This is a genomic window from Gemmatimonadota bacterium, assembly GCA_040882465.1.
GTDB lineage: Bacteria > Gemmatimonadota > Gemmatimonadetes > Longimicrobiales > Gaopeijiaceae > JBBEBG01.
In genome coordinates this window covers 107,903-128,564 of record JBBEBG010000008.1, presented here as the reverse complement: position 1 = coordinate 128,564, position 20,662 = coordinate 107,903, and the positions used below count along the sequence as shown (strand labels likewise).

The window sequence follows — 20,662 nt, the reverse complement described above, 5'->3', positions numbered from 1 at the left end:
GCTGGCTTCCTGGACCATTCATCCCGGGATGGTATAGAGAGGCGGCGGGAATGGCCATTGCTCGGGGTGGAGAGATCCCCCACCCTTTCCGCATGGGCACCATCGAATCCGAAGCGAGAAAGGCGCTGAACCGCCTGCGACGGTCGGTCGAAAAGAGCCGCCGGGAGCTGCACGCGCTCGTCGGCGCAATCCGGAGCGCGGAGGGGGACGACTTTCCGGCAACGGATTACGCGGGCGCCGAAGCGCGTATCGAGGAGATCCTCGCGTTCCTCGAGGAGGAGGGACAGCGGCTCGAGGCGAAGATCCTCCTGGCGGGTGGACTCGAGCCCGGCAGGGTTCGCCGATCGTCGTCCTGAGCGACCGGGGAAGGCCGTGACCCGCGCTTCCCTCGCCGAGTGCCGTGTCTCGCTCCGTGGGGAACTCGAGCGGGAGATCGGGAAGGGCGCCGGCCGTCCTTGGACCGACGAAGCCTTCAACGAGCTGGCGCTCGCGATCTTCCGATACCAGGTGGACGCGAATCCGGTCTACGGGACCTTCGTCCGCAACCGGGGCATCGACCCCGCCGCACTCGAGGATTGGCGTGGGATTCCCGCCGTCCCGAGCCGGGCCTTCAAGGAAGTCCCGCTCGTGTGCGCCGGGTCGGAGCCGCCCGAAGCCATCTTCCGGACGAGCGGGACAACCCAGGGCGCGGAGGCACGAGGCGAGCACCGGGTCCGCGACCTCTCCCTCTACCGTGCATCGCTCCTCGCGACCGCGACGGTGTATCTCCGCCCCGACCCGGAGACTCCCGAGCCGGTTCGCGTTCTCGCGCTCCTCCCGTCGCCGGCGGATCGGCCCGACTCCTCGCTCTCCGCGATGGTCGGCGCGATCGCCGAGGCGTGGGGCGACGCCGAGGGGGCTTTTTTCGCGGACGCCGATTGGGAGCTGCGATCCGAGAGATTCAGAGAGGCGCTCGCAGGGGCGGCGGCGGACGGCACTCCCGTCCTCCTTGCGGGAACGGCCTTCGCCTTCGTCCACTGGCTCGACCGGAGCGGCGGCGGCCCGAGCTTCGTTCTCCCCGAGGGATCGGTTCTCCTGGAGACCGGAGGCTTCAAGGGGCGAGCTCGCCGGGTATCGAGAGAGGAGTTGTATGGGTGGCTTCAGGAGCGGCTCGGCCTCCCCTTGTCGCGGATGGTGAGCGAATATGGGATGACGGAGATGCTCTCGCAGTTCTACGAACCGGTGCTTCGCGACGACCGGGCCCACCGGCTCGCCAACCGTTGGCACGTCGGCCCCCCCTGGGTGCGGACCCGGGTGCTCGACCCCTCGACGCTCGAACCGGTCGCCCGCGGAGAACCCGGGCTCCTTTCGCATCTCGACCTCGCCAATCTGGATTCGGTCACCGCCATCCTGACAGAAGATCTGGGCGTGACGACAGAGGGCGGTTTTCGACTGCGCGGACGGATCGTGGGGTCCGAGCCGCGTGGCTGCTCCCTCTCCATGGAAGATCTCCTCCTGGCCCGAGGGGGAGGCCCTTGAACGCGCTCGCACCGGAGACCCGCGCGGAAACGCTCCTCCGCGCCCTGCGCGACGCGGGAGACGCGCTCACGGACCGTCCCGTCGCCGACCTGGTCGAAGTGCTCGGCCGTGTCGGTGAACGGTTCCTCGACCCTCGGGACTCGCTCCGGGTCGAGGCAGAGGAGCAGGTTGCGCTGGAGGCCGGATTTTCGGCGCGGATGGCGAACGCGGTCGTGGAAGGGATGGCGCGCGACTGGACCAGGGAGCGTCTCGAAAGTCTCGTCCACGGAGATTTCCCCGATCCCAGGGTCCTCGACGGATTCGTTCCCGGACCGGGGGCGTCCCTCCTCCGCGCGGTGGGGGGGCGCCTCGCCTTTCACGTGGGGGCGGGGAGCGTTCCCGGGGTCGGCGCAACCTCGCTCCTCCGCTCCCTTCTCGTGAAATGCCCCGTGCTCCTCAAGCCGGGACTCGGCGACCAGGCCCTCCCCAGCCTCCTCCTTCGAGGACTCGAGGAGGAGGACGCTCGTCTCGCATGCGCGGCCGCGGTCGAGTATTGGCCCGGCGAGGACGGGAGCGCCCTCGAGACGGCCGCCCTGCGATCCGCCGATCGGGTGGTCGTATACGGAGGGCTCGACACCGTGGACTCCATTCGGAAGCGCTTGCCTCCCACGACCCCATTGGTGGCTTACCACCACCGCATCTCGGTCGGAGGGGTGACCCGCGCCGCACTCCATTCCGAAGAGTCGGCCCGGGCGGCCGCCGGGGAAGCCGCCTTGGCGGCCGTTCTCTTCGAGCAGCGCGGGTGCGTCTCGCCACATCTGATATGGGTGGAGGAGGGGGGGCACGTCTCTCCGCCGAAGTGGGCGGCTCTTCTCGGAGAGTCGCTCGAAGAGACCGAGGCGGTGCTCCCCGCCGCCCCGCTCGAGGCGGGACTAGCCACCGAGATCCAGCAGCTGAGGGCAGCGGCCGAAGTGCGCGGAGCCGCCGGGTCCGCGGATCTCGCGCTGGGCGGGGAGAAGGGAAGCTGGACCGTCCTCTTCGAGTCCGCGGATCGCCCGATCGGAACCTGCGGGGGACGCACGGTTCGGGTCCGAGCCATCGAGGAGCTGGGGCTTCTCGCGGAAGTCCTCGGACCTTATGGGTCGGTGCTCCAGTCCATTGCGGTCGCCGGCCCGGCCGAGGCGCGTCTGGAAGTGGCGGAGCGCCTGGTGCGCTCCGGGATCACCCGCGTAACGAGTTTCCGTGACCAGCCCTGGCCTCCTCCCTGGTGGCGCCACGACGGTCAGGGACCCCTGCTCGCCCTGGTCCGCTGGGTCGCTGTGGAGAACGACCTGACAGACAGCGCGATCATTCTTTGACGAATATTACTGTCGGTACGTCTCGACAGCCCGGAAAGGTGCCCCCCACCTCAATCGTCGGCCTGCTGCTCCGAGCGCCAGACGACCATCTGACGGGTTCCCGCGGAGTTCTCTTCGACGCGAACGGTGAGGACATCCCCTTCCTCGATCCCGAGATCGTCGCGCATGTCCTGAGGAATCGTGATCCTCCCCCCGACACCGACGGTCACGTCGCTATAGTAACGGGTCCGATAGATGGCCATCCGGTCTCCTCTGGGATCTCATCAGGGTGGGAAAAAAACTCGTGGAAGGGGTGGGTCCGGTCCCCGTCCGCGCCGGTCCGCGGATAACCCGGTAGAACCCCGCATCCCGGGCTGGAGATCCGCTTCCCGTGAAGATCTTTCGGCCCACATGCGTAGGGAGTCCGACTACCCGTCGGGCATCGGACAGTCGGGGGGCACCAAGATCAGCCGAGAGAACGCATCCTGCGGGGAGCGGGCGGCACGAGTCGCCCTTATGCCCACAAAAAGTGATGGGCGTTTAGCGTATGCACCAATTGAGTGACGACGCAAATGGCGTGGCCGTGCGGCTCCAGGGGATCACGAAGGACTTCGGGAAGCTCCGCGCGGTTTCGGAGCTCGACCTCGAAGTGCCCCGGGGAAGCCTTTACGGGCTCCTGGGACCCAACGGGTCCGGAAAAACCACGACGATTCGCATGATCATGGGCATCCTGCGCCCGGACCGGGGGACGGTCTCCCTTCTTGGGAGCGACCCCGCCAAGACGGGGCGGAACCGGATCGGATACCTCCCCGAAGAGCGCGGGCTCTACAAGGCGATGAAGGTGCTGGAACAACTCGTCTTCCTGGGTCAGATCCGCGGGATGGAGCGCAAGGAAGCGCAGAGGGAGGCGGCCCGCTGGCTGGAGCGGCTCGACCTCACGGATCGCGCGGACCAAAAGGTCGAGGACCTGTCGAAGGGAATGCAGCAGAAGGTCCAGTTCATCGGCACCGTCCTGCACCGTCCCGACCTCCTCGTGCTGGATGAGCCTTTTTCGGGGCTCGACCCCATCAATCAGGACCTTATGGAGGCGATCGTCCGGGAGTTCCACGAAGCGGGCGTCACCATCCTCTTTTCCACTCACCTCATGGATCAGGCCGAACGCCTCTGCGAACGGGTTTGTCTCATCTCCCAGTCGCGGAGGATTCTGGATGGAGACCTGAGGGAGCTGAAGCGGCAGGAAAGCGGGGGAGTGGTCGCGATCGACTTCGAGGGGGATGATGGCTGGGTTCGGGGGCGGGAGGTCCTGAACGTGGAGAGGACCCACACGGGAGTTCGCGTCCAGATCGAGGACGGGGCGGATCCCCATTCCCTCCTCGAACGGGCTGTGGCGTCGGGCGTCCGCGTGCGGCGGTTCCAGCTCATGGAGCCTCGCCTCCACGAGATCTTCGTTCGGCACGTCACCGCGTCCAGAGGTGCGCCCGGCGACCGGCTCGACTTCGCTCGCGAAACGGCCCGCCCAGGAGCTGACGTATGAGGAACGTCGGCATCGTCATACGGCGGGAGTACCTGCAGCGCGTGCGGACGCGCGGCTTCCTGATCGGCACGATCGCGGGGCCGGTCATCCTCGTCGGCTTCGTCGCCTTCACCGTGGCGATGGAGATGGGAGACCAGAACGCCTCCCGGAGCATCGCGCTCGTGGACCGAACGGGCGTGCTCGCGGACGGCCTCGCGGCCCGACTCGAGGAGGGAGACATCACAGTGGAGGTCGTCGCGCCGGGCACGCCCGCCGAACAGGGGCTACGAGGACGGGCGTCCGAGGGCGAGCTGGCCGGAATTCTCGAAGTGGACGCCGGGACACTCGAACGCGGCACTGGCCGGTGGATCGGGGAGTCGCCACCATCCGCGATCCGGAGCCTTGGCATTCGCCAGGCGCTCAGCCAGGCGGCGCTCGCCGCGCGACTCGGAGCGGCGGCTTCGGAAGAGGAGCTCTCGGCGTTGCTGGGGGGAGGAAGCCTCGACGTCGAGCTTCTCGACCCCGAGGCCGTGAATGAGGAGTCGCGGGGCACGGGGCTCGTGGCCGGCCTTCTCGGGGCCTTCATCCTCTACATCGTGATCCTCGTATACGGGACCACGGTCCTGCGGGCCGTGCTCGAGGAAAAGACGACCCGCATCGTCGAGGTGATCATTTCTTCGATGCACCCCTGGGAGCTCATGCTGGGCAAGGTGCTGGGGGTCGGCGCCGTGGGGCTCACCCAGCTCTCGATCTGGATCCTTTCGGGCGCGCTGATCGTTTCGATCGGGATCCCCTCCGCGATCGCATTCCTCCCGGACCCGGGGTTCCTCGACGAAGTGCGTGAAGGGATCCCGGGCCCGGGCGTCTTCGCCTTCTTCGGAATCTCGTTCCTTCTGGGGTACTTCATATACGCCTCGCTGTTCGCCGCGGTGGGCGCGATGTGCTCGAACGAACAGGAGGCCCATCAGATCCAGTTTCCGGTCGTGATGCTGATCGTCCTCCCGATCGCGACGATCGCGCCCGTCATGGACGACCCGGCGGCGCCCTTCGCGATCGCCGCTTCGCTTTTTCCGTTTTTCTCACCGATCCTGATGTTCGCCCGCGTCGCGGCCGGGGCGACGGCGCTCTGGGAGCCTCTGCTCTCGATCGTCCTGATGACCGCGACGCTCTTCGCGACAGCGTGGATCGCGGGAAGGATCTACCGGGTCGGGATCCTCATGCAGGGCAAGCGACCCACGATTCCCGAGCTCTGGCGGTGGATTCGGGAGGCCTAGCTCCCTTGTTGGTGTGGCCGACCGGCGCGGCGGGCGCGAAGGGGCGTCGTGCCGCTCCCTTCCGTCCGCAGTGCGCGGTCCTCTGGCCATCTTCCTTCGTCCCCCGCTCCCGGACGGTCGCGGCACGACGCCCCCTAGCGCCCACCGCTTCCGGTTGCTCTCCGGGGATGAGCTGGGCCTCATTTGGGGAAGTGCATGACGATTCCCCAACGCAAATATCGCTGACGCCCGGGAGAGTTGCGGGACGTGGGGAGCTCTGCGGCGACCGTCCAGGAGCGGAGGAGAGAGGAGGATAGCGAGAAGTGTTGCACCGCGGATGGCAGGGAGCCGCAGAGCTCCCCACGTCCCGCAACTCGTCAAGGAAGCAGCGACCTCAGGAACGCGATCAACTGGTGATCCTCGAGGTCGCGCGCCCGCCGCACCGCCTCTTCGTAGGACGCCTCGATGATGATCGGGATCGTGCGAAGCATCTTCTCGCCATCCGCACGATCCGCGGGCGAATACGCGAGGAGGGCCCGGAAGGCATCCGGACGGCGGAGATCGTCCTCGAACTCCAGATAGACGTCCCAGAATCGCCCGTCGTGACTGACCGTGGCGAGGTGCTGACCGGACGAAGGAGGCGGCTCGGGCGCACGTGGGCTCATCGGGATTCCTCGTCCGAGCCTGTGAGTTCGGGATCCGTTTCCCCGTTACCTCGGAGTTCCTCCATTCGATCCCCCTCTTCCTCCCCGACCAGTCGCACCTGAAGCGGTCCGGCGTCCAGGCCCGGGAAAAAGGTCCGATGGGGGAAGGGGATCTCGACTCCCTCCAAGTCGAACCGCGCCTTCACTTCCTCGGGGAGGGAGTTCTTCAGGCCGAGATATTTGTCCTGGACGACCCAGACACCGAGGCGCAGGTCCACGGACGACTCCCCGTACCCCTCGAAAAAAACCACTGGAGAGGGCTCCATCAGGGCGGCGGGATTCTTGGCAGCCACGTCGAGGAGGATCCCCCGAACTCGCCCCACATCCTCCCGATACGCGACCCCCACCTTCAGATCGAGTCGTCGGATCGGGAAGCGGGTGAGCGTCGTCACCTCGCTCTTCACGATCGTCTCGTTCGGAATGCGCACGAACTTGTTGTCGAAGGTGCGGAGCTTGATCGAAAGAGTATCAATGGAAAGAACGCGCCCCGTGGTCGTACCGACCTGGATCACGTCGTCCACCTCGAAGGGGCGCTCCGCGATCAGAAAAAGTCCCGAGATGATATTCGACACCGACGTCTGTGAAGCGAAGCCGATCGCGATCCCGACGACCCCCGCGGCGCCGAGGATCGGAGTGAGCCCGAAGCCGAGCTCGCCCAGGATGGAAATCATCAGGACGATGATTCCCGGATAAAAGACGATCTTCCCCGCGATCAGTCCCCGCTGAGCCGAATACCGGCTTCCGACGGTGCGGCGGGCCCAGCGCGACGCGAAGAGAAGGAGGGGGAGTCCCACGACGAGCATCGCGGAAGAGCGCAGTAGCTCTCCCCAACCGAATCCGAGCCCCGGGAGAATCGCGTCGGCCACCTCGACCGGAGTGGACTCCTGGGCAATGACGAGCAGGGAAAAGAGCCCGATCACTCTCCACCTCCCGGAAACGGGAACGCGGCAAGTCGCCCGAAGGTGCGCGCACGCATTCCCCGATGCGCCGGAATCCTTGGACCCATCACGAGCCGCCCATTCGGCGCCTCAGCCGGAGGAAGACCGGCCATCTCCACCTGGGCCCCCTCCCCTTCCCCCAGATAGGTGACGGCCGACTCGTCCGCCCAGAAACGACCCTCCGCCGTGAACAACGAAAGGTGGGCCACCCGGAAGGCGAGTTTTTCCACTTGGAGGTCGTCCGACGCCTGGTTCGTCACGAGGAGAGGGCAGGCCGCGAGGTGAGGGGACCAGAGCTCGGGCCGCATCTCCCTCCGGGCCGTCGTGGGAAGCCAATAGGCGAGCTCACCGTGCGACAGCGCGCCCCACCAGGTGTCCGAGAGGGGGCTCAGTGGAATCTCGTCCAGGAGGGCGGTGCGATTCGGCGTGTCCGTCAGTGGGAGCTCGACACGGACCCAGAGGGGCACGCGTACATAGACGCGGGCTTTCGCCCGAGGGAGAAGGCGGAAGGGACGCTCCGGCTGGAGCACGAGCGCTCGGTCGGGGAAGACCGGCCGGAGGGAGACTTTCGCCTCTCCACTCGGCGTCGCCCAGCGGGACCAGCCGCTCCCTTCGGGTGGAACACTCGGTGGTGCCTCGTCACGACTCGTACGGATTTCGAACCCTGAAGGCGGGGGGCCGAGCGCCAACCAGATCTCGCCGTTGCGCCGGTGGAGCCAGAGATCCCTGGGGCCGATCCGGACGGCCCGAGGCTCTCCGGAAGAGAGGTCGTAGCTCCCCCAGGGAGCGGGCAATTCGGCAAGCGAATCGGTCTGGATCATGACCCGGAATCTGCCGGACGCACCCCCGTCGAAGCAACCGATCGGACCGCGGTTCATCCCTGCCGAGCCGCACGTTGACGCCCCGGGCGGGGCTCCGTAACTTCCGGCCCAGTTTCGCGGGCAGGCGAATGTGCTCGCGGGTCGGAGAGCGGGGAGAGCACGTCTCCCGGCCGATCTGGGACAGAGACTTTGGGGGGAGATGAAGAAGCGCTCGTCCATCGTCCGCGGGGGCGTTCTGGGGATCGCGGGACTGGCCATCGCCGGCCTCGGGTTCGCCCTTTCGAGCCGGCCCGCGGTGCCCGGAACCGACTCCGGGAATCCCTTCGAATCCATTCTCCGGGAAGCCCAGGCACAGACTGCGGAACCGCAGGCCGTGGAAGCCCAGGTGGCCGAGTCCGACAGCGCGGGCGCGACGCCCGAGGAGGCAGCCCCGGCTTCCCAGCCGATCGCCTTCCCCCACGACCGGCATGCCCGGGATTTCCAGATCGACTGCCAATACTGCCACTTCTCGGTCGAACGCTCCATGAGCGCCGGCATCCCGCCCGTCGCGACCTGCATGGGGTGCCACTCCTTCGTGTCGGGAAGCCAGAATCCGGACGAGATCGTGAAGCTGCGTGGATACGCGGAGCGGGGGGAGCCCATCCCGTGGAACCGGATTTACAAGGTGGCCGATCACGTGCAGTTCCCGCACATGCGCCACATCTCGGCAGGCGTGAACTGCACCGCCTGCCACGGGAACGTGCAGGGGATGGGAGTCATCGAACAGGTGAATCAGCCCCTCACGATGGGGTGGTGCGTGAACTGCCACGTCGCGCTGGGAGCTTCCCGGGACTGCACGGTCTGTCACTATTGACGACGGTTCCGGCGATTCGGGGGCGCAGGCGCGCGATGTCCGCCCCGCCCCGAAAGTCGCTGGATCCAGAGAGAGCTAGATGAGCGAAGGAATCAAGCGGCGGGACTTTCTCAAGGTGCTCGGTGTCACGAGCGCCGGAGCGGGGCTCGTCGGTTGCTCCACCGGCGAGGTGGAGAAGCTGATTCCCTATCTCACCCCCCCCGAGACCATCACTCCAGGCGTCGCGACCTGGTACGCGACCGCCTGCGGAGAGTGCGCGGCGGGTTGCGGGGTCTGGGTGAAGACGCGCGAAGGGCGCGCGATCAAGCTCGAGGGGAATCCGCACGACCCGATCTCACGGGGCTCCCTTTGCTCGCGTGGGCATTCGTCGCTCCAGGCTCTCTACGATCCGGACCGCCTCGCCTCCCCCATGCGCCGGGACGGAGAGACCTTCACCGCGATCTCCTGGGAAGAAGCGGAGACCGCGCTGGCCGAGGGACTGCGTGGCGCCGGGCCGGACGTCCTTCTGGTCAGCGGGCGGACTGGCCCGTCCCTCACCGCGCTCCAGGAGAGCTGGGTCCAGGCTCTCGGCGGCCGCCGGATCGAATACGAGGCACTTTCGGAGGCCCCGCTCAGGGAGGCCGCGCGGATCGCCTTCGGGACGGACCAGGTCCCGACCTTCGACTTCGAGGCGGCCGGAATCGTATTCTCCTTCGGCGCCGACTTCCTCGAGAGCTGGCTCTCCCCCGTCGAACACGCCCGCGGGTTCGCGCGCGCGTCCAGCACGGATGAAGCGCACCAGAAAGGACGCTTCGTCTTCATCGGACCACGGCTCTCCCTCACGGGACAAAACGCGGACGAGTGGGTGCCCGTGGATCCCGGGGCGGAGGGGCTCGTGGCTCTCGCCCTCGCCCACGTCATCGCGAGAGGTGGCGCGGACGCGGGCCCCTATGCCGAGCTCCTCGCAGCCTACGATCCGCAGTCGGTGGCCGGAGCGGTGGGAATCCCGGCGGAGACGCTCGAGGCGCTCGCGCAGCGCTTTGTCTCGGAAGGTCCGGGGCTCGCCGTGGGACCCGGCATCGTCGGCCAGGGACGCAACGCGACCGCGGTGAATCTGGCTGTCCTCCTCCTGAACGCGGTGGCGGGAAGCGTGGGAACGACGGTACACCCGGGGCGGGCGCACCTGGGTGCCGCAGCCACCCGAACGGGGGATCTGACCCAGGCGCTCGCGGCGTTGGCACAGACCCGGGCACTCGTCTTTTTTGGAACGAACCCCGCCTACTCGCTCCCGCTGGGCGTCGGGTTCGCGCAGGCGGTGGGAGCGGTTCCGTTCACGGTGGCGATCACCGACCGCCTCGACGAGACGGCGCGGCTCGCCCACCTGGTACTTCCCGACCGGCACTTCCTCGAGTCGTGGGGGGACGCGAATCCGCGTCCCGGGCTCTGGTCGGTGCAGCAGCCCGCCATGCGCCCTGTGCCCCACTTCGACGCGCGCCCCGGCGCCGACATCCTGCTCGCCGCGGCACGCCGGCTCGGGCAGGACCTCGGCGCGGAGACATTCTACGACTACCTGCGGGTTCGGTGGAGCGAACGGCATGCGGCGTCCGGTAGCCCGGGGGAAAGCTTCGACGCCTTCTGGCGAGAAGCTCTTCGCTTGGGGGTCGTCGAGCTGCCCGTGGAAGAGGCGGCGGTCCCCGCCCTTCAGGTCCCGGACCGCGTCCTCGCCTTCGAGCCCCCCGTCCTCGACGGAGAGGGACTCGCGCTCCTCGTCCCCCCTTCCTCCCGGTTCGGCGACGGACGGGGCGCGAACCGGAGCTGGCTCCAGGAGCTCCCGGACCCCGTCTCGAAGATCTCTTGGCACTCCTGGGTCGAGCTCCACCCGGACACGGCGACGGATCTCGGGGTCCGCACCGGCGATGTCGTGCGCGTGACTTCGCCTCATGGGGAGGTCACGGTTCCGGTCTGGACCTATCCGGGGATCCGCCCCGGCGCGGCTTCCATCTCGATGGGGGGCGGCCACACGAGCTTCGGGCGCTTCGCGGACGGAAACGGGGTGAACCCCATGGTCCTCCTTCCGGGCGAGGTCGAGCAGACCTCGGGCGCGCTGGTTCACCTCGCCACTCGCGTGCAGATCGAACCGACGGGCGACTGGCGGCGGATCGCCACCGTGGCCGGAGCGGACGAGCAGCACGAGCGCGACATCGCGCCCGCCGTTGCACTGGAGACGCTTCAGGCGGACGGGCTCCACCACGAGGAGGCGCACCTCGAGGAGCTTCAGGGGGTTGGTGGGTTCGTCCCGACGGAGACCGACGGCGCACCGGCGGCCTTCCCTCTAGAGGGCGCGCGTCACGGAGAATACGACATCGAAGGCACCGTCCGCTGGGCGATGGCCATCGATCTCGACAAGTGCACGGGGTGCTCGGCGTGTGTCACCGCCTGCCAGTCCGAGAACAACGTCGCCGTCGTCGGGGAGAGCCAGATCATGATGGGGCGCGACCTCCAGTGGATTCGCCTCGAGCGCTTTTACGAGGAAGTGCACGCGGACGCCCCCGGACCACTCGACATCCGCTTCCTCCCGATGCTCTGCCAGCACTGCGGGAACGCGCCCTGCGAGCCGGTTTGCCCGGTGTACGCGGCATACCACACTCCCGACGGCCTCAATGCGCAGGTCTACAACCGGTGCGTCGGGACGCGGTACTGCGCGAACAACTGCCCGTACAAGGTCCGCGTCTTCAACTGGTTCTCCTTCTCCGACGTCCCGGAGCCCCTGAACTGGCAATACAACCCGGACGTCACCGTCCGCGGACAGGGGGTGATGGAGAAGTGCTCCTTCTGCGTGCAGCGGATCCGGCAAGCCGAGCACCGCAATGCGCTCGAAGGCAGCACGCCCGCCGACGGAGACGTGATTCCCGCGTGCCAACAAAGCTGTCCGGCGGAGGCGATCGTCTTTGGGAACATCCGCGATCCGAACTCGCGCGTGGCGCAGGTCACCCAGAACGAACGGACGTACCGCGTGCTCGACGCCCTCATCAACACGCAGCCGGCGGTGAGTTATCTGCGAAAGGTCACCTTCCACCCGGTGCCGGAGGCCCATGTCTAGGCGTTCGCCGCACGCGGGTCCGGGGGCGCGCGAATGGCCACGGTAACCGAACGGGAGCGAGGCGCGCAGACCCACCCCGACATCAAGACGATCGGGGAGGTCAACTCCGCCGTCCTGCGCGTCCTGGAGCCACCCAAGAAGCTCTGGTGGTTCCTCTTCGGGCTCGCCACCGCGGGAGTAGGACTCTTCGCCTTCTCCTGGGGAAACCAGATCATCAACGGGATCGGCCTCTCCGGGCTGAACGGACCCGTCGGATGGGGCGTGTACATCACGACCTTCGTCTTCTGGGTCGGTATCGCGCACTCGGGAACGCTCATCTCGGCGATTCTCTTCCTCTTCCGGGCGAAGTGGCGCCAGTCCATTTATCGCGCGGCCGAGGCCATGACCGTCTTCGCCGTGATGACGGCGGGCCTCTTCCCGCTGATCCATCTCGGACGCGTCTGGCACGCGTACTGGCTCTTCCCCTACCCGAACGAGCGGATGCTCTGGCCGAACTTCCGGTCACCCCTCGTCTGGGACGTCTTCGCGGTCACGACCTATTTCACGGTCTCGTCGCTCTTCTTCCTCCTCGGGCTGATCCCGGACATCGCGGCCGCCCGCGATGCGGCCAAGCCCGGGACGATCCGGAAGACGCTGTACACGCTGGTTTCCTTCGGCTGGCGGGGCACGGACAGACAGTGGCACCACTTCGGGAAGGCGTACCTCTACCTCGCCGCGCTCGCGACACCCCTGGTGCTCTCGGTGCACTCTGTCGTGTCCTGGGACTTCGCGATGGCGATCGTCCCGGGGTGGCACGCGACGATCTTCGCCCCCTACTTCGTGGCGGGCGCAATCTTCTCCGGGGTCGCGATGGTGATCACGATCCTCGTCCCGATGAGGAAGTGGTTCGGCCTCGAGAAATACCTGACTACGAAGCACTTCGACGCGATGGCGAAGCTCTGCCTGCTCACGGGGCTCATCGTCTTTTATGCGTACCTGACCGAGTTTTTCATGGCCTGGTATTCGGGTGAAGCTCCAGAGCGGCAGGCCTTCTGGAACCGGTTGTTCGGGAACTACTGGTGGGCGACCTGGATCATGCTCACCTGCAACGGGCTGGTGCCGATCCTCCTCTGGTTCAAGCGCGTCAGGCACTCGATCCCAGCGCTCTTCACGATCTCGATCCTGATCAACATCGGGATGTGGTTCGAGCGCTTCGTGATCATCGTGACTTCGCTCTCGCACGAGTACATGCCCTTCGCCTGGGGGACGTACCGGCCGTCGGTGACGGAGATGGGGATCCTCGTGGGAAGCTTTTCCTGGTTCTTCTTCTGGTTCCTCCTCTTCGTCCGGCTCCTTCCGCCGGTCGCGATCGCCGAGATCAAGGAGGTCGTCCCGGCCCCGATGCGCCCCGGCCGGCGCCATGAGGTGCACGGATGAGCGCGCGGCAAGGCGTTCTCGCTTCATACGACTATGTGGACGCCGCGGTAGAGGCGATCGAGAAGCTCCGTGGTGAAGGATTCGAGGAGATCACGGCCTTCTCCCCCTTCCCCGAGCACCACATCGAAAGGGCTCTCGGATACGGGGCGAGTCCGGTACGGCTCTTCACCCTGGTCGGCGGCCTCACGGGAGCGGCGACGGGCTTCGCCTTCACCGTCTTCACTTCCCTCGACTGGCCGCTCGTCACGGGTGGAAAGCCGATCCTCTCCATGCCGGCTTACGTCGTGATCGCGTTCGAGATGACGATCCTCTTCGGCGTTCTCGCCACCGTGATCGGCGTCTTCTGGAACATGCGGGTCCCCGATCCGCGCCGGGACATCGTCTACGATCCCGAATTTTCGGCCGGCCGATTCGGCGTGTACGTAACCGCCCCGGCCGACCGCGTCGCGTCGGCGCGGAAGATTCTCGAGTCGAGCGGACCCGCGCGGCTCGAGGACGATCCGACGGGAGAATCCCATGGCTGAGCGGGGCGTGCCGACGGTCGGACGGTGGGGCGTGCGGGGCACCGTCCTCGTTTTGCTCGCGGCGGGTTCGGGATGCACTCCGCTCGACGACGCCCTCGTCGCCATCTTCGGGCGGAGCATGCGGGACCAATCCTCGCTGGGGAGCTACGAAAGCCCGCTCCTTCCGCCAGAGGGCGCCGTTCCCTTCGCCTCGGGGAATTTCCCCCTTGGACCGGGGATGGTGAACCTGGGGCAGCCCGAGGGGACGCCGGTCCCCGAGCCGGTCACGGCCATCGAGGTCTCTTCCGCGGCACGGCTTCCGGAGGATTACCCCCAGATCACCGGGCTCGTGAACCCGGTCCCGGTCAGCGAGGCCTCGCTCGCGCGGGGCGAGCAGATGTTCAATCGGGCCTGCTCTCCCTGCCACGGGATTTCGGCGGCGGGTGATGGGCCGATCACACGGGTCGTTCCTTTCCTCGGGATATCCCTCCTCACCGAGCAGGCGCGAGGACTTTCCGACGGGTACATCTACTCGATCATTCGCGTGGGGCGCGCCTCCATGCCCCAGTACGGTCACCAGGTGTCCCACTTCGACCGGTGGCACATCGTGAACTACGTCCGCCAGCTCCAGGGCCAGTAGGATGCACGACGTTTCGATCCCATCCGGGCTCCAAGCCCGCTACCTCCCGCGGAGCAAGGGTGCGCTCCTCGTTTCCGGAGTGATGGTCGCCATCGGGGTAGCCGCCTTCGCCGTGCTCCTCGGGACGGACCCGGACCGTGCCTGGCAGGCCTACGTCTCGAACTGGCTCTTTTTCACCAGCGTCGCGATGGGGGGAATCATCCTCTGCGCCGTCACCACGATCACGAAGGCGAGGTGGAACTGGTCGGTGCGGCGGATCTCTCTCGCATTCGGGAGCTTCCTTCCCTTCTCCTTCCTCCTCCTCGTTCCGATGCTCCTTTTCCTCCGGGAGGACTATTTCCACTGGATCGAGGAGATCGCGACGGATGAAATCCTCCAGAAAAAGGCCGCCTACCTGAACATCCCCTTCCTCGTCGCGAGAAATGCGGTGGGCGCGCTCGTCCTCTTCTCCCTCTCACTTCTCTTCATGGCGCGGGCGCTCCGACCCGACCTGGGTCCGGAGCGAGCCGGCGAAGAAGAGGGGGACGGGGGGAGGGCCCGCTGGCGGAGCCGCCTTTCGGGGGGATGGCGCGGGCAGGCGGAGGAGGAAGCGAGGAGCTGGAGTACGCTGAAGACGCTCTCGCCTGCCCTCGTGCTCGTTTACGCCGTCGTGATGAGCCTCTTCGTCGTGGACTGGGCGATGACACTCGTCCCGCACTGGCTCTCGACGATGCTTCCGGGGTGGTTTTTCATGGGGGCGTTCTGGACGGGAATCCTGGCGACCGCGCTCACCTCGGTCCTCCTGCGGCGCTCCGACCCTTACCTCCGGGAGCATATCGGCTCCGACCAGCTGCACGACCTCGGGAAGGCTTCTTTCGCCTTCTCCGTCTTCTGGGCCTATCTCTTCTTCGCCCAGTACCTCGTGATCTGGTACGGAAAACTTCCCTGGGAGCAGGAGTGGATCGTCATGCGCTCCGGCCCGGAGTGGGGTCCGCTGGGGATTCTCGTGGTCGCGCTCTGCTTCATCGTTCCCTTCGCGGCCCTGATTGGAAAGACACCGAAGCTCGTCCCCTGGTGGCTCGGTGGAGTGGCGGCGCTCGCCCTCACGGGGGTCTGGCTCGAGCGCTTCCTCCTCATCGCGCCCTCGCTGCACGAGGCGGGAACGCCGACTTTCACCTTCTGGGAGCCGCTGATCGCCCTCGGATTCCTCGGAATCTTCACCGGAGGGGTGCGGTGGTTCCTCTCCACCTTCCCCGTGATTCAGCTCTGGCAGCTGAAGCCCGAGCCCGAGATGGTCGAGGCCGAGGGACCCGTCACCCAGCCGGGTTGAGCAGCGCCAGAACCTCCGCGTGAAGGTGTCCGTTGCTGGACACCCCGCGCCCCCCGTGGATCGTCTCCACCCCCGAAAAGTCCGTGAAACGTCCGCCCGCCTCCCGGAGGATGGGGAGAAATGGAGCCGCGTCCCACGGGGCTAAAATGGGGTCCACCATGATCTCAGCTCGCCCGGTCGCGACGAGGAGGTGGCCGTAGGCGTCTCCCCACCCCCGCGCGAGATCCACCTGGGCGGCTAGCCTCTTCCATCCCTCGCCGAGTGAAGGGGAGAGGGCGACCCGGGGGTCGGTGACGAGGACGGCCGCGTCCGAGAGCCCGGTGACCTCCGAGACGCGGGCGGGACGCGCTTCCGAGGCGCCTCGCACCATCCAGCGGCACCCCAACCCGTTGGCGGCGGAGACCGTCTCCCCGAGGGGGGGGAAGTGTGCGACTCCAACCGCGGCCTCTCCCTCGACCTCGATCCCGATCAGGACTCCGTAAAGAGGAACTCCTCGCATGAAGCCCCGCGTGCCATCGATCGGATCGAGAATCCAGCGGACCGGGGCCGACCCGGCCTCTTCCCCGAACTCCTCCCCGAGGATGGTGTGGGTGGGAAAGGCCGTCCGGATCCGGGACCGGAGATAACGCTCGGCTTCGCGGTCGGCGATGGTGACGGGGCTGCCATCCGACTTCGCTTCCGCGGCGAGAAGGGCCCCGAAGTGTTTGAGGGTGAGGGTACCCGCGGCCACCGCGAATCGCTCGGCGGCTTCGAGGAGCTCGGCGAGATCCAGAGATGGCCCGTCGTTCCGGGGCCCCTTCATCACCACGCCGGGCCTTCCCTCAAAGGGCTTCCCGAGCCGCTTTTGCCCTGTACATGTCTTCGTCCACAGCCCGGATGAGGTCTTTGACCGTCTCCATCCCCTCGGTGAATTCGGCAACCCCCGCGGTCACCCCGATTCCGTGCGGCCCGAGAGCCGGGTGCCTTGCGACCTGGTCCGCGACCCGCGCGGCGTGATGCCTGGCCCCCTCCGCCGAGGTTTCCGAGAGGACTGCCACGAACTCGTCGCCCCCGTACCGGGCAACGAGGTTCATGGCACGGGTTTCCCCGGAGAGAACCTCCCCCATTGCCTCGAGAACTCCGTCGCCGGCGAGGTGTCCGAAGGCGTCGTTGTACTGCTTGAAGTTGTCTAGATCGAAAAGAACCATGGAGATCCGTCGCCCCCGCTGGGCCGCGGCGAACTCCCGCGCCAGGTGCATCTCGAGGTGACGCCGGTTTGGAAGCTTCGTGAGTGGATCGGTCAGGGAAAGGGTTTGAAGCCGCGAATGGAGGCGAGCGTTTTTGAGTGCGACCGCCGCGTGTCCTGCGAGGCGTTGGAGGAGATGCGCCTCGTCATCGGTGAAGACGCGGTCGTGTTCGACCCCCACGAAGAGAGCCCCCGTGATCCGGTCGCCTACCGTGAGCGGGGCGATGAGGCCGGACTTGCCCTGAAAAGCCTTTCGGACTCCATCTGTGAGGAGGGGCGACTCCTGGATGTTCTCGAGGAGGACGGGGCGCCGTTCCTCGAGGAGAATGCGGGCCCATTCCCCCTCGAAGGGGATTTCGCTCCCCACCGCCGGCGCGCGTGGGCCCCGACTCGCTGCAACCCGCGCCGTCTCCTCGCCGAGGAGCCAAACGACCGCTTCGCCGCCCTCGAGAAGGTCGAGGGCCGCCTCCGCGACTCGTGACAGAACTTCCTCGACGTCGAGGGAGCTGACGAGCGCGCGGACGATCTCCTCCATGTTCTCGGCTTCCCGCCGCCGGTGATCGAGCAGGGAGACGTGAATCACGTTTTGGCTCGCGACAGCGGCGAGATCGGCGATGCCCGCGAGAAGCTCGAGGTCCGAGTGCGTATAGGCGTCGGGTCGGTAACTCTGCGCGCTGATCACACCCAGGACCGCCTTGCGGGCCCGCATGGGCGCCGAGATGGCCGACCGGGTGACCCGTTCGCCCCCGTCGCCGAGGACGAGAAGCGAACCATCCGCGAGCCGGTCCGAAACCATTGCGGGGACCCCCGTCCGGATCACCTGACTCTCGGAGCCCGGATAGGTGATGCGGGCACGGCGGCTTTCCCCTCCCTCCGCCCAGAAGACGACCGTCGCGCGGTCGTTGGTGGCGTCGTAAAGGGAGACGTAGAAGCCGTCAGCCTCGATGACCCGGGAGGTCTCCCTGTGGATCGCCGTATAGAGCTCGTCGTCGCTCAGGGCGCTCGTCAGCGCGCGGCCGATCTCGAGGAGGACGCGGTACCGTTCCGCCAAAGAGGCGGGCTCGGTGATCCGTTCCGGGGTTGCCATCCGTCGCTTCAGTTCCGGGTTCTTGAGTGGGGAAAGGGCCGCGGCGGCGGCCTGGGCAAAGATAGGCGCGCCGTGGTGCGAGCTACAACTGGCCGCGAGGACCGGCTCCGGCCGTGGAGCGATGCGTCGTCCCCGGCCGGAGCGGACCCCCACACACCGAAAGGTCCCCCGAAATCAATCCTTGCAGAGGACGCCGATCATCATTCCGCCGTCGAGGCACCCGTCGTTATTGATCGCGAGGGTCTGCGTGTCCCCGTCAATCGTGACATGCACCCGGTCACCATCCACTTCGTACGTGCCGGTCTCGATCCCCAACATCGTAGAAATCTCAACTTCTCCCCCATCGAAGGTCATGGACTGAATCATCCCCTGATTCCCCGTATAGGTCCCCGACACGGGGTTGCATCCCGCGAGGAGGAGGAGGAGGGCGAGCGTGGGCACGATGTGGCGGCGCTTCGGGCTTTCCTGATTGCGGCGCATACGGGGACATCTCCGGCAAGGGGTTGTGTTGGCCAACGCCGACGGACGAAATCCCTCCTCCCCGGCGACCGCAGATGGTGGGTCGAAGGTCCCGCATCGCAGGAGGGTCGCGACGCTCAGCTGGTTGCGGCGGGCGCTTCGCGCGGAACCGCGCGAGGGAAATCTCGTCCGTCATGGCCCCGAGCGATGGAAAACATAGGTGGGGAAAAGGAGTGCGGCAACGAAAGCTTTGCGAGGGGGGGGCACAAGCGATCGGATCGGATGTCCTAGTCGCCCTCTTCCGGCGAAGCCATCGAGGTGTCCCTCCTGTCCAGGAAATTCCCGATCTCGAATCCGAGCGCCTTCACGAGCCCGGCCTCGTGCCGGTCGAGCTCGGCGCGCGCGAGCAGGGTTCGAAAGGTCCGCATCACACTTTCGGCCGGGCGGGCTTTGAAGAAATCAATGCGCCAAAGGCCCCCCTCGAGGGCTTCCAGCATGGCCTCCAGCTCTCCGCGCGTCGCCGGACCCGCCGAACGCTTCCCCTGGGGGAGCGGCCGTTCGTCCCCCTCGAGGGCGAGGAAAACCTCATACGCCAAGAGCAGGCAGGCCTGAGCGAGGTTCAGGCTTCGGTACCCGGGGTCCGTCGGAATCACGACGACGCCGTCGCAACGGTCGAGGGCCTCGTTGGAGAGTCCCTTGTCCTCCCGCCCGAACACGATGGCGACGGGGCCCTCCCGGGCCTTCTCGGCGATCCTCGGGGCCCACTCCCGTGGATGTCCGTAGTTTCGCTGGGCGGTGCGGGCGCGGGCCGAAGTCCCGATGACGAGGAGGCAGTCCGAGAGGGCTTCGTCGAGGGTGTCCACAATAGCGGCGGACTCGACGACGTCTTCGGAGCGGTGTGCGATCCCCTCGATTCTCCAGGGGTCGAATTCCAGCGGACGCACGAGCCGGAGGCGGTGGAGCCCCATGTTCTTCATCGCCCGTACGACGCCGGCGACGTTCACCAGGTTCTGGGGCTCGTCGAGCACGATCACCACGTTGCCCCGGCCCGCCTCGTTCACGGACAATGCGCCTCACGCGGGGAGGGAGTGGGGCCCTGCCGAAGAATCAGCTCTTCCTCTCCTCTTCCCGACTCCGCTCTCCTTCGCCTTTCTCCAGCCGCTCCGGGTCCTTGATCCCCGACTTGAAGTTCCGAATCCCCTCGCCGAGGCCTCTTGCAATCTGAGGAATCCGCTTCGCCCCGAAGAGGAGGAGAAGGAGAAAGAGAATCAGCGCGATCTCCCACGCACCGATGCCACCGATCATGTCTTAGCCTCCCTAGCACGAGACGACGGGCCGGCACGCCCGGCGGGTCGCCGTGGACCCCGGCGCTCTTCCCGCGAACACCAGCCAGCCCGGGAAATCTCTGCAACCCGGGCTCCGAAAGCCACCCGGAGGCAACGCGCGCGGGTTCCGCGCCGCCCTGACTCCCTGTCGGGACGGGCCGCTTGACGCTTCCCCGGAGAAAATATCTATTCCCGGGGCGCCGCATCCCCCTCACCATATCGGAGACAGTCCGGATGTCCCGGATCCCCGCCGGCCTGCATTACACCGAAGAGCACGAATACCTAAAACCCACTGATGAAACGAACGTGTTTCTGGTCGGGGTCACCGATTATGCCCAGGGCGAGTTGGGGGACGTCGTCTTCCTCGAGCTTCCCGGAGTCGGGGAGGCCTTCGACCGAATGGAAGTGTTCGGAACCATCGAGGCGGTGAAGGCGGTGAGCGATCTGTTTTCCCCGGTGGCGGGCGAAGTGGTGGAGATCAACTCGGCGCTCGACCAGGATCCCGCCCTCGTGAACACCGATCCCTATGGTGAGGGGTGGATGATCCGCCTTCGCGTGAGCGACCCATCCGCAGTCGAGGAGCTCCTCGATCACGAAGCCTACCGCAAGCTCGTCGGCTGACCCTTTTGGCGAACGCCCCGCCGCCGGGTGGCGAGGCTTCCCGTCCAACCCGGCCCGTCATTTCCTGGGGAGTGTGAGCCGC

Annotated in this window: 21 protein-coding genes; 12 read left to right on the top strand and 9 right to left on the bottom strand. The window is 66.9% G+C overall.

The window, feature by feature from the left end; translation table 11 throughout:
- Positions 1-50: 50 nt before the first annotated feature.
- From WEG36_02855 to WEG36_02845, 3 genes are read left to right on the top strand one after another with little or no spacing between them, the layout of a single operon-like run.
- A complete protein-coding gene (locus tag WEG36_02855) occupies positions 51-356 on the top strand; it encodes a hypothetical protein (GenBank protein MEX1256537.1) in 306 nt (101 codons plus the stop codon).
- A gap of 16 nt (positions 357-372) precedes the next feature.
- Positions 373-1,518 carry a hypothetical protein gene (locus tag WEG36_02850; GenBank protein ID MEX1256536.1) on the top strand — a complete coding sequence of 382 codons (1,146 nt, stop codon included), beginning with the start codon at positions 373-375 and terminating at the stop codon, positions 1,516-1,518.
- Positions 1,515-2,855, top strand: a complete 1,341-nt coding sequence (locus WEG36_02845; protein MEX1256535.1) for an acyl-CoA reductase — start codon at positions 1,515-1,517, stop codon at positions 2,853-2,855. Before WEG36_02850 ends, WEG36_02845 begins: the two co-directional genes overlap by 4 nt.
- A 50-nt stretch (positions 2,856-2,905) precedes the next feature.
- On the opposite strand, the gene WEG36_02840 is transcribed toward WEG36_02845, so the two are convergent.
- Positions 2,906-3,097, bottom strand: coding sequence for an AbrB/MazE/SpoVT family DNA-binding domain-containing protein (locus WEG36_02840; GenBank protein ID MEX1256534.1), 192 nt, complete (start codon positions 3,095-3,097; stop codon positions 2,906-2,908).
- Between the two features lie 284 nt (positions 3,098-3,381).
- Here WEG36_02840 and WEG36_02835 point away from each other — a divergent pair, with 284 nt between their 5' ends.
- On the top strand, positions 3,382-4,368 hold the full coding sequence (locus WEG36_02835) for an ATP-binding cassette domain-containing protein (GenBank protein ID MEX1256533.1): 987 nt from the start codon (positions 3,382-3,384) through the stop codon (positions 4,366-4,368).
- Positions 4,365-5,621, top strand: a complete 1,257-nt coding sequence (locus WEG36_02830) for an ABC transporter permease (protein ID MEX1256532.1) — start codon at positions 4,365-4,367, stop codon at positions 5,619-5,621. The genes WEG36_02835 and WEG36_02830 overlap by 4 nt, the downstream gene beginning before the upstream one ends.
- A 356-nt stretch (positions 5,622-5,977) precedes the next feature.
- On the opposite strand, the gene WEG36_02825 is transcribed toward WEG36_02830, so the two are convergent.
- Genes WEG36_02825 through WEG36_02815 form a run of 3 tightly spaced genes read right to left on the bottom strand, consistent with a single transcriptional unit; the run spans position 5,978 to position 8,120 of the window.
- Positions 5,978-6,265 carry a hypothetical protein gene (locus WEG36_02825; GenBank protein ID MEX1256531.1) on the bottom strand — a complete coding sequence of 96 codons (288 nt, stop codon included), beginning with the start codon at positions 6,263-6,265 and terminating at the stop codon, positions 5,978-5,980.
- On the bottom strand, positions 6,262-7,224 hold the full coding sequence (locus WEG36_02820) for a mechanosensitive ion channel family protein (protein ID MEX1256530.1): 963 nt from the start codon (positions 7,222-7,224) through the stop codon (positions 6,262-6,264). Before WEG36_02820 ends, WEG36_02825 begins: the two co-directional genes overlap by 4 nt.
- Complete coding sequence (locus WEG36_02815) at positions 7,221-8,120, bottom strand: DUF432 domain-containing protein (GenBank protein ID MEX1256529.1); 900 nt, start codon at positions 8,118-8,120, stop codon at positions 7,221-7,223. The genes WEG36_02820 and WEG36_02815 overlap by 4 nt, the downstream gene beginning before the upstream one ends.
- Before the next feature lie 142 nt (positions 8,121-8,262).
- Here WEG36_02815 and WEG36_02810 point away from each other — a divergent pair, with 142 nt between their 5' ends.
- The 6 genes from WEG36_02810 to WEG36_02785 all read left to right on the top strand — a co-directional run bounded on the left by WEG36_02810 (position 8,263) and on the right by WEG36_02785 (position 15,863).
- On the top strand, positions 8,263-8,916 hold the full coding sequence (locus tag WEG36_02810; GenBank protein ID MEX1256528.1) for a cytochrome c3 family protein: 654 nt from the start codon (positions 8,263-8,265) through the stop codon (positions 8,914-8,916).
- Between the two features lie 79 nt (positions 8,917-8,995).
- A complete protein-coding gene (locus WEG36_02805; protein MEX1256527.1) occupies positions 8,996-11,995 on the top strand; it encodes a molybdopterin-dependent oxidoreductase in 3,000 nt (999 codons plus the stop codon).
- A gap of 33 nt (positions 11,996-12,028) precedes the next feature.
- The gene (nrfD, locus tag WEG36_02800) at positions 12,029-13,411 is read left to right on the top strand and encodes an NrfD/PsrC family molybdoenzyme membrane anchor subunit (protein ID MEX1256526.1); all 1,383 of its coding nucleotides are present in this window, start codon (positions 12,029-12,031) and stop codon (positions 13,409-13,411) included.
- Positions 13,408-13,935, top strand: coding sequence for a DUF3341 domain-containing protein (locus tag WEG36_02795; protein ID MEX1256525.1), 528 nt, complete (start codon positions 13,408-13,410; stop codon positions 13,933-13,935). Before nrfD ends, WEG36_02795 begins: the two co-directional genes overlap by 4 nt.
- Positions 13,928-14,554, top strand: coding sequence for a cytochrome c (locus tag WEG36_02790; GenBank protein ID MEX1256524.1), 627 nt, complete (start codon positions 13,928-13,930; stop codon positions 14,552-14,554). Before WEG36_02795 ends, WEG36_02790 begins: the two co-directional genes overlap by 8 nt.
- Before the next feature lies 1 nt (position 14,555).
- Positions 14,556-15,863: a hypothetical protein gene (locus WEG36_02785; protein MEX1256523.1), complete on the top strand. Its 1,308-nt coding sequence runs from the start codon at positions 14,556-14,558 to the stop codon at positions 15,861-15,863.
- On the opposite strand, the gene WEG36_02780 is transcribed toward WEG36_02785, so the two are convergent.
- The 5 genes from WEG36_02780 to tatA form a co-directional block, all read right to left on the bottom strand.
- Positions 15,847-16,665: an inositol monophosphatase family protein gene (locus tag WEG36_02780; protein MEX1256522.1), complete on the bottom strand. Its 819-nt coding sequence runs from the start codon at positions 16,663-16,665 to the stop codon at positions 15,847-15,849. The genes WEG36_02785 and WEG36_02780 overlap by 17 nt on opposite strands.
- A gap of 19 nt (positions 16,666-16,684) precedes the next feature.
- Positions 16,685-18,175, bottom strand: coding sequence for a diguanylate cyclase (locus WEG36_02775; protein ID MEX1256521.1), 1,491 nt, complete (start codon positions 18,173-18,175; stop codon positions 16,685-16,687).
- Positions 18,176-18,349: 174 nt separating this feature from the next.
- On the bottom strand, positions 18,350-18,655 hold the full coding sequence (locus WEG36_02770; GenBank protein ID MEX1256520.1) for a hypothetical protein: 306 nt from the start codon (positions 18,653-18,655) through the stop codon (positions 18,350-18,352).
- A 266-nt stretch (positions 18,656-18,921) separates the two neighbouring features.
- Positions 18,922-19,695, bottom strand: coding sequence for an RNA methyltransferase (locus tag WEG36_02765; GenBank protein ID MEX1256519.1), 774 nt, complete (start codon positions 19,693-19,695; stop codon positions 18,922-18,924).
- A 46-nt stretch (positions 19,696-19,741) separates the two neighbouring features.
- Positions 19,742-19,939, bottom strand: coding sequence for a twin-arginine translocase TatA/TatE family subunit (gene tatA, locus WEG36_02760; GenBank protein ID MEX1256518.1), 198 nt, complete (start codon positions 19,937-19,939; stop codon positions 19,742-19,744).
- Positions 19,940-20,193: 254 nt separating this feature from the next.
- Here tatA and gcvH point away from each other — a divergent pair, with 254 nt between their 5' ends.
- Positions 20,194-20,580, top strand: coding sequence for a glycine cleavage system protein GcvH (gcvH, locus tag WEG36_02755; GenBank protein ID MEX1256517.1), 387 nt, complete (start codon positions 20,194-20,196; stop codon positions 20,578-20,580).
- Positions 20,581-20,662: the final 82 nt, after the last annotated feature.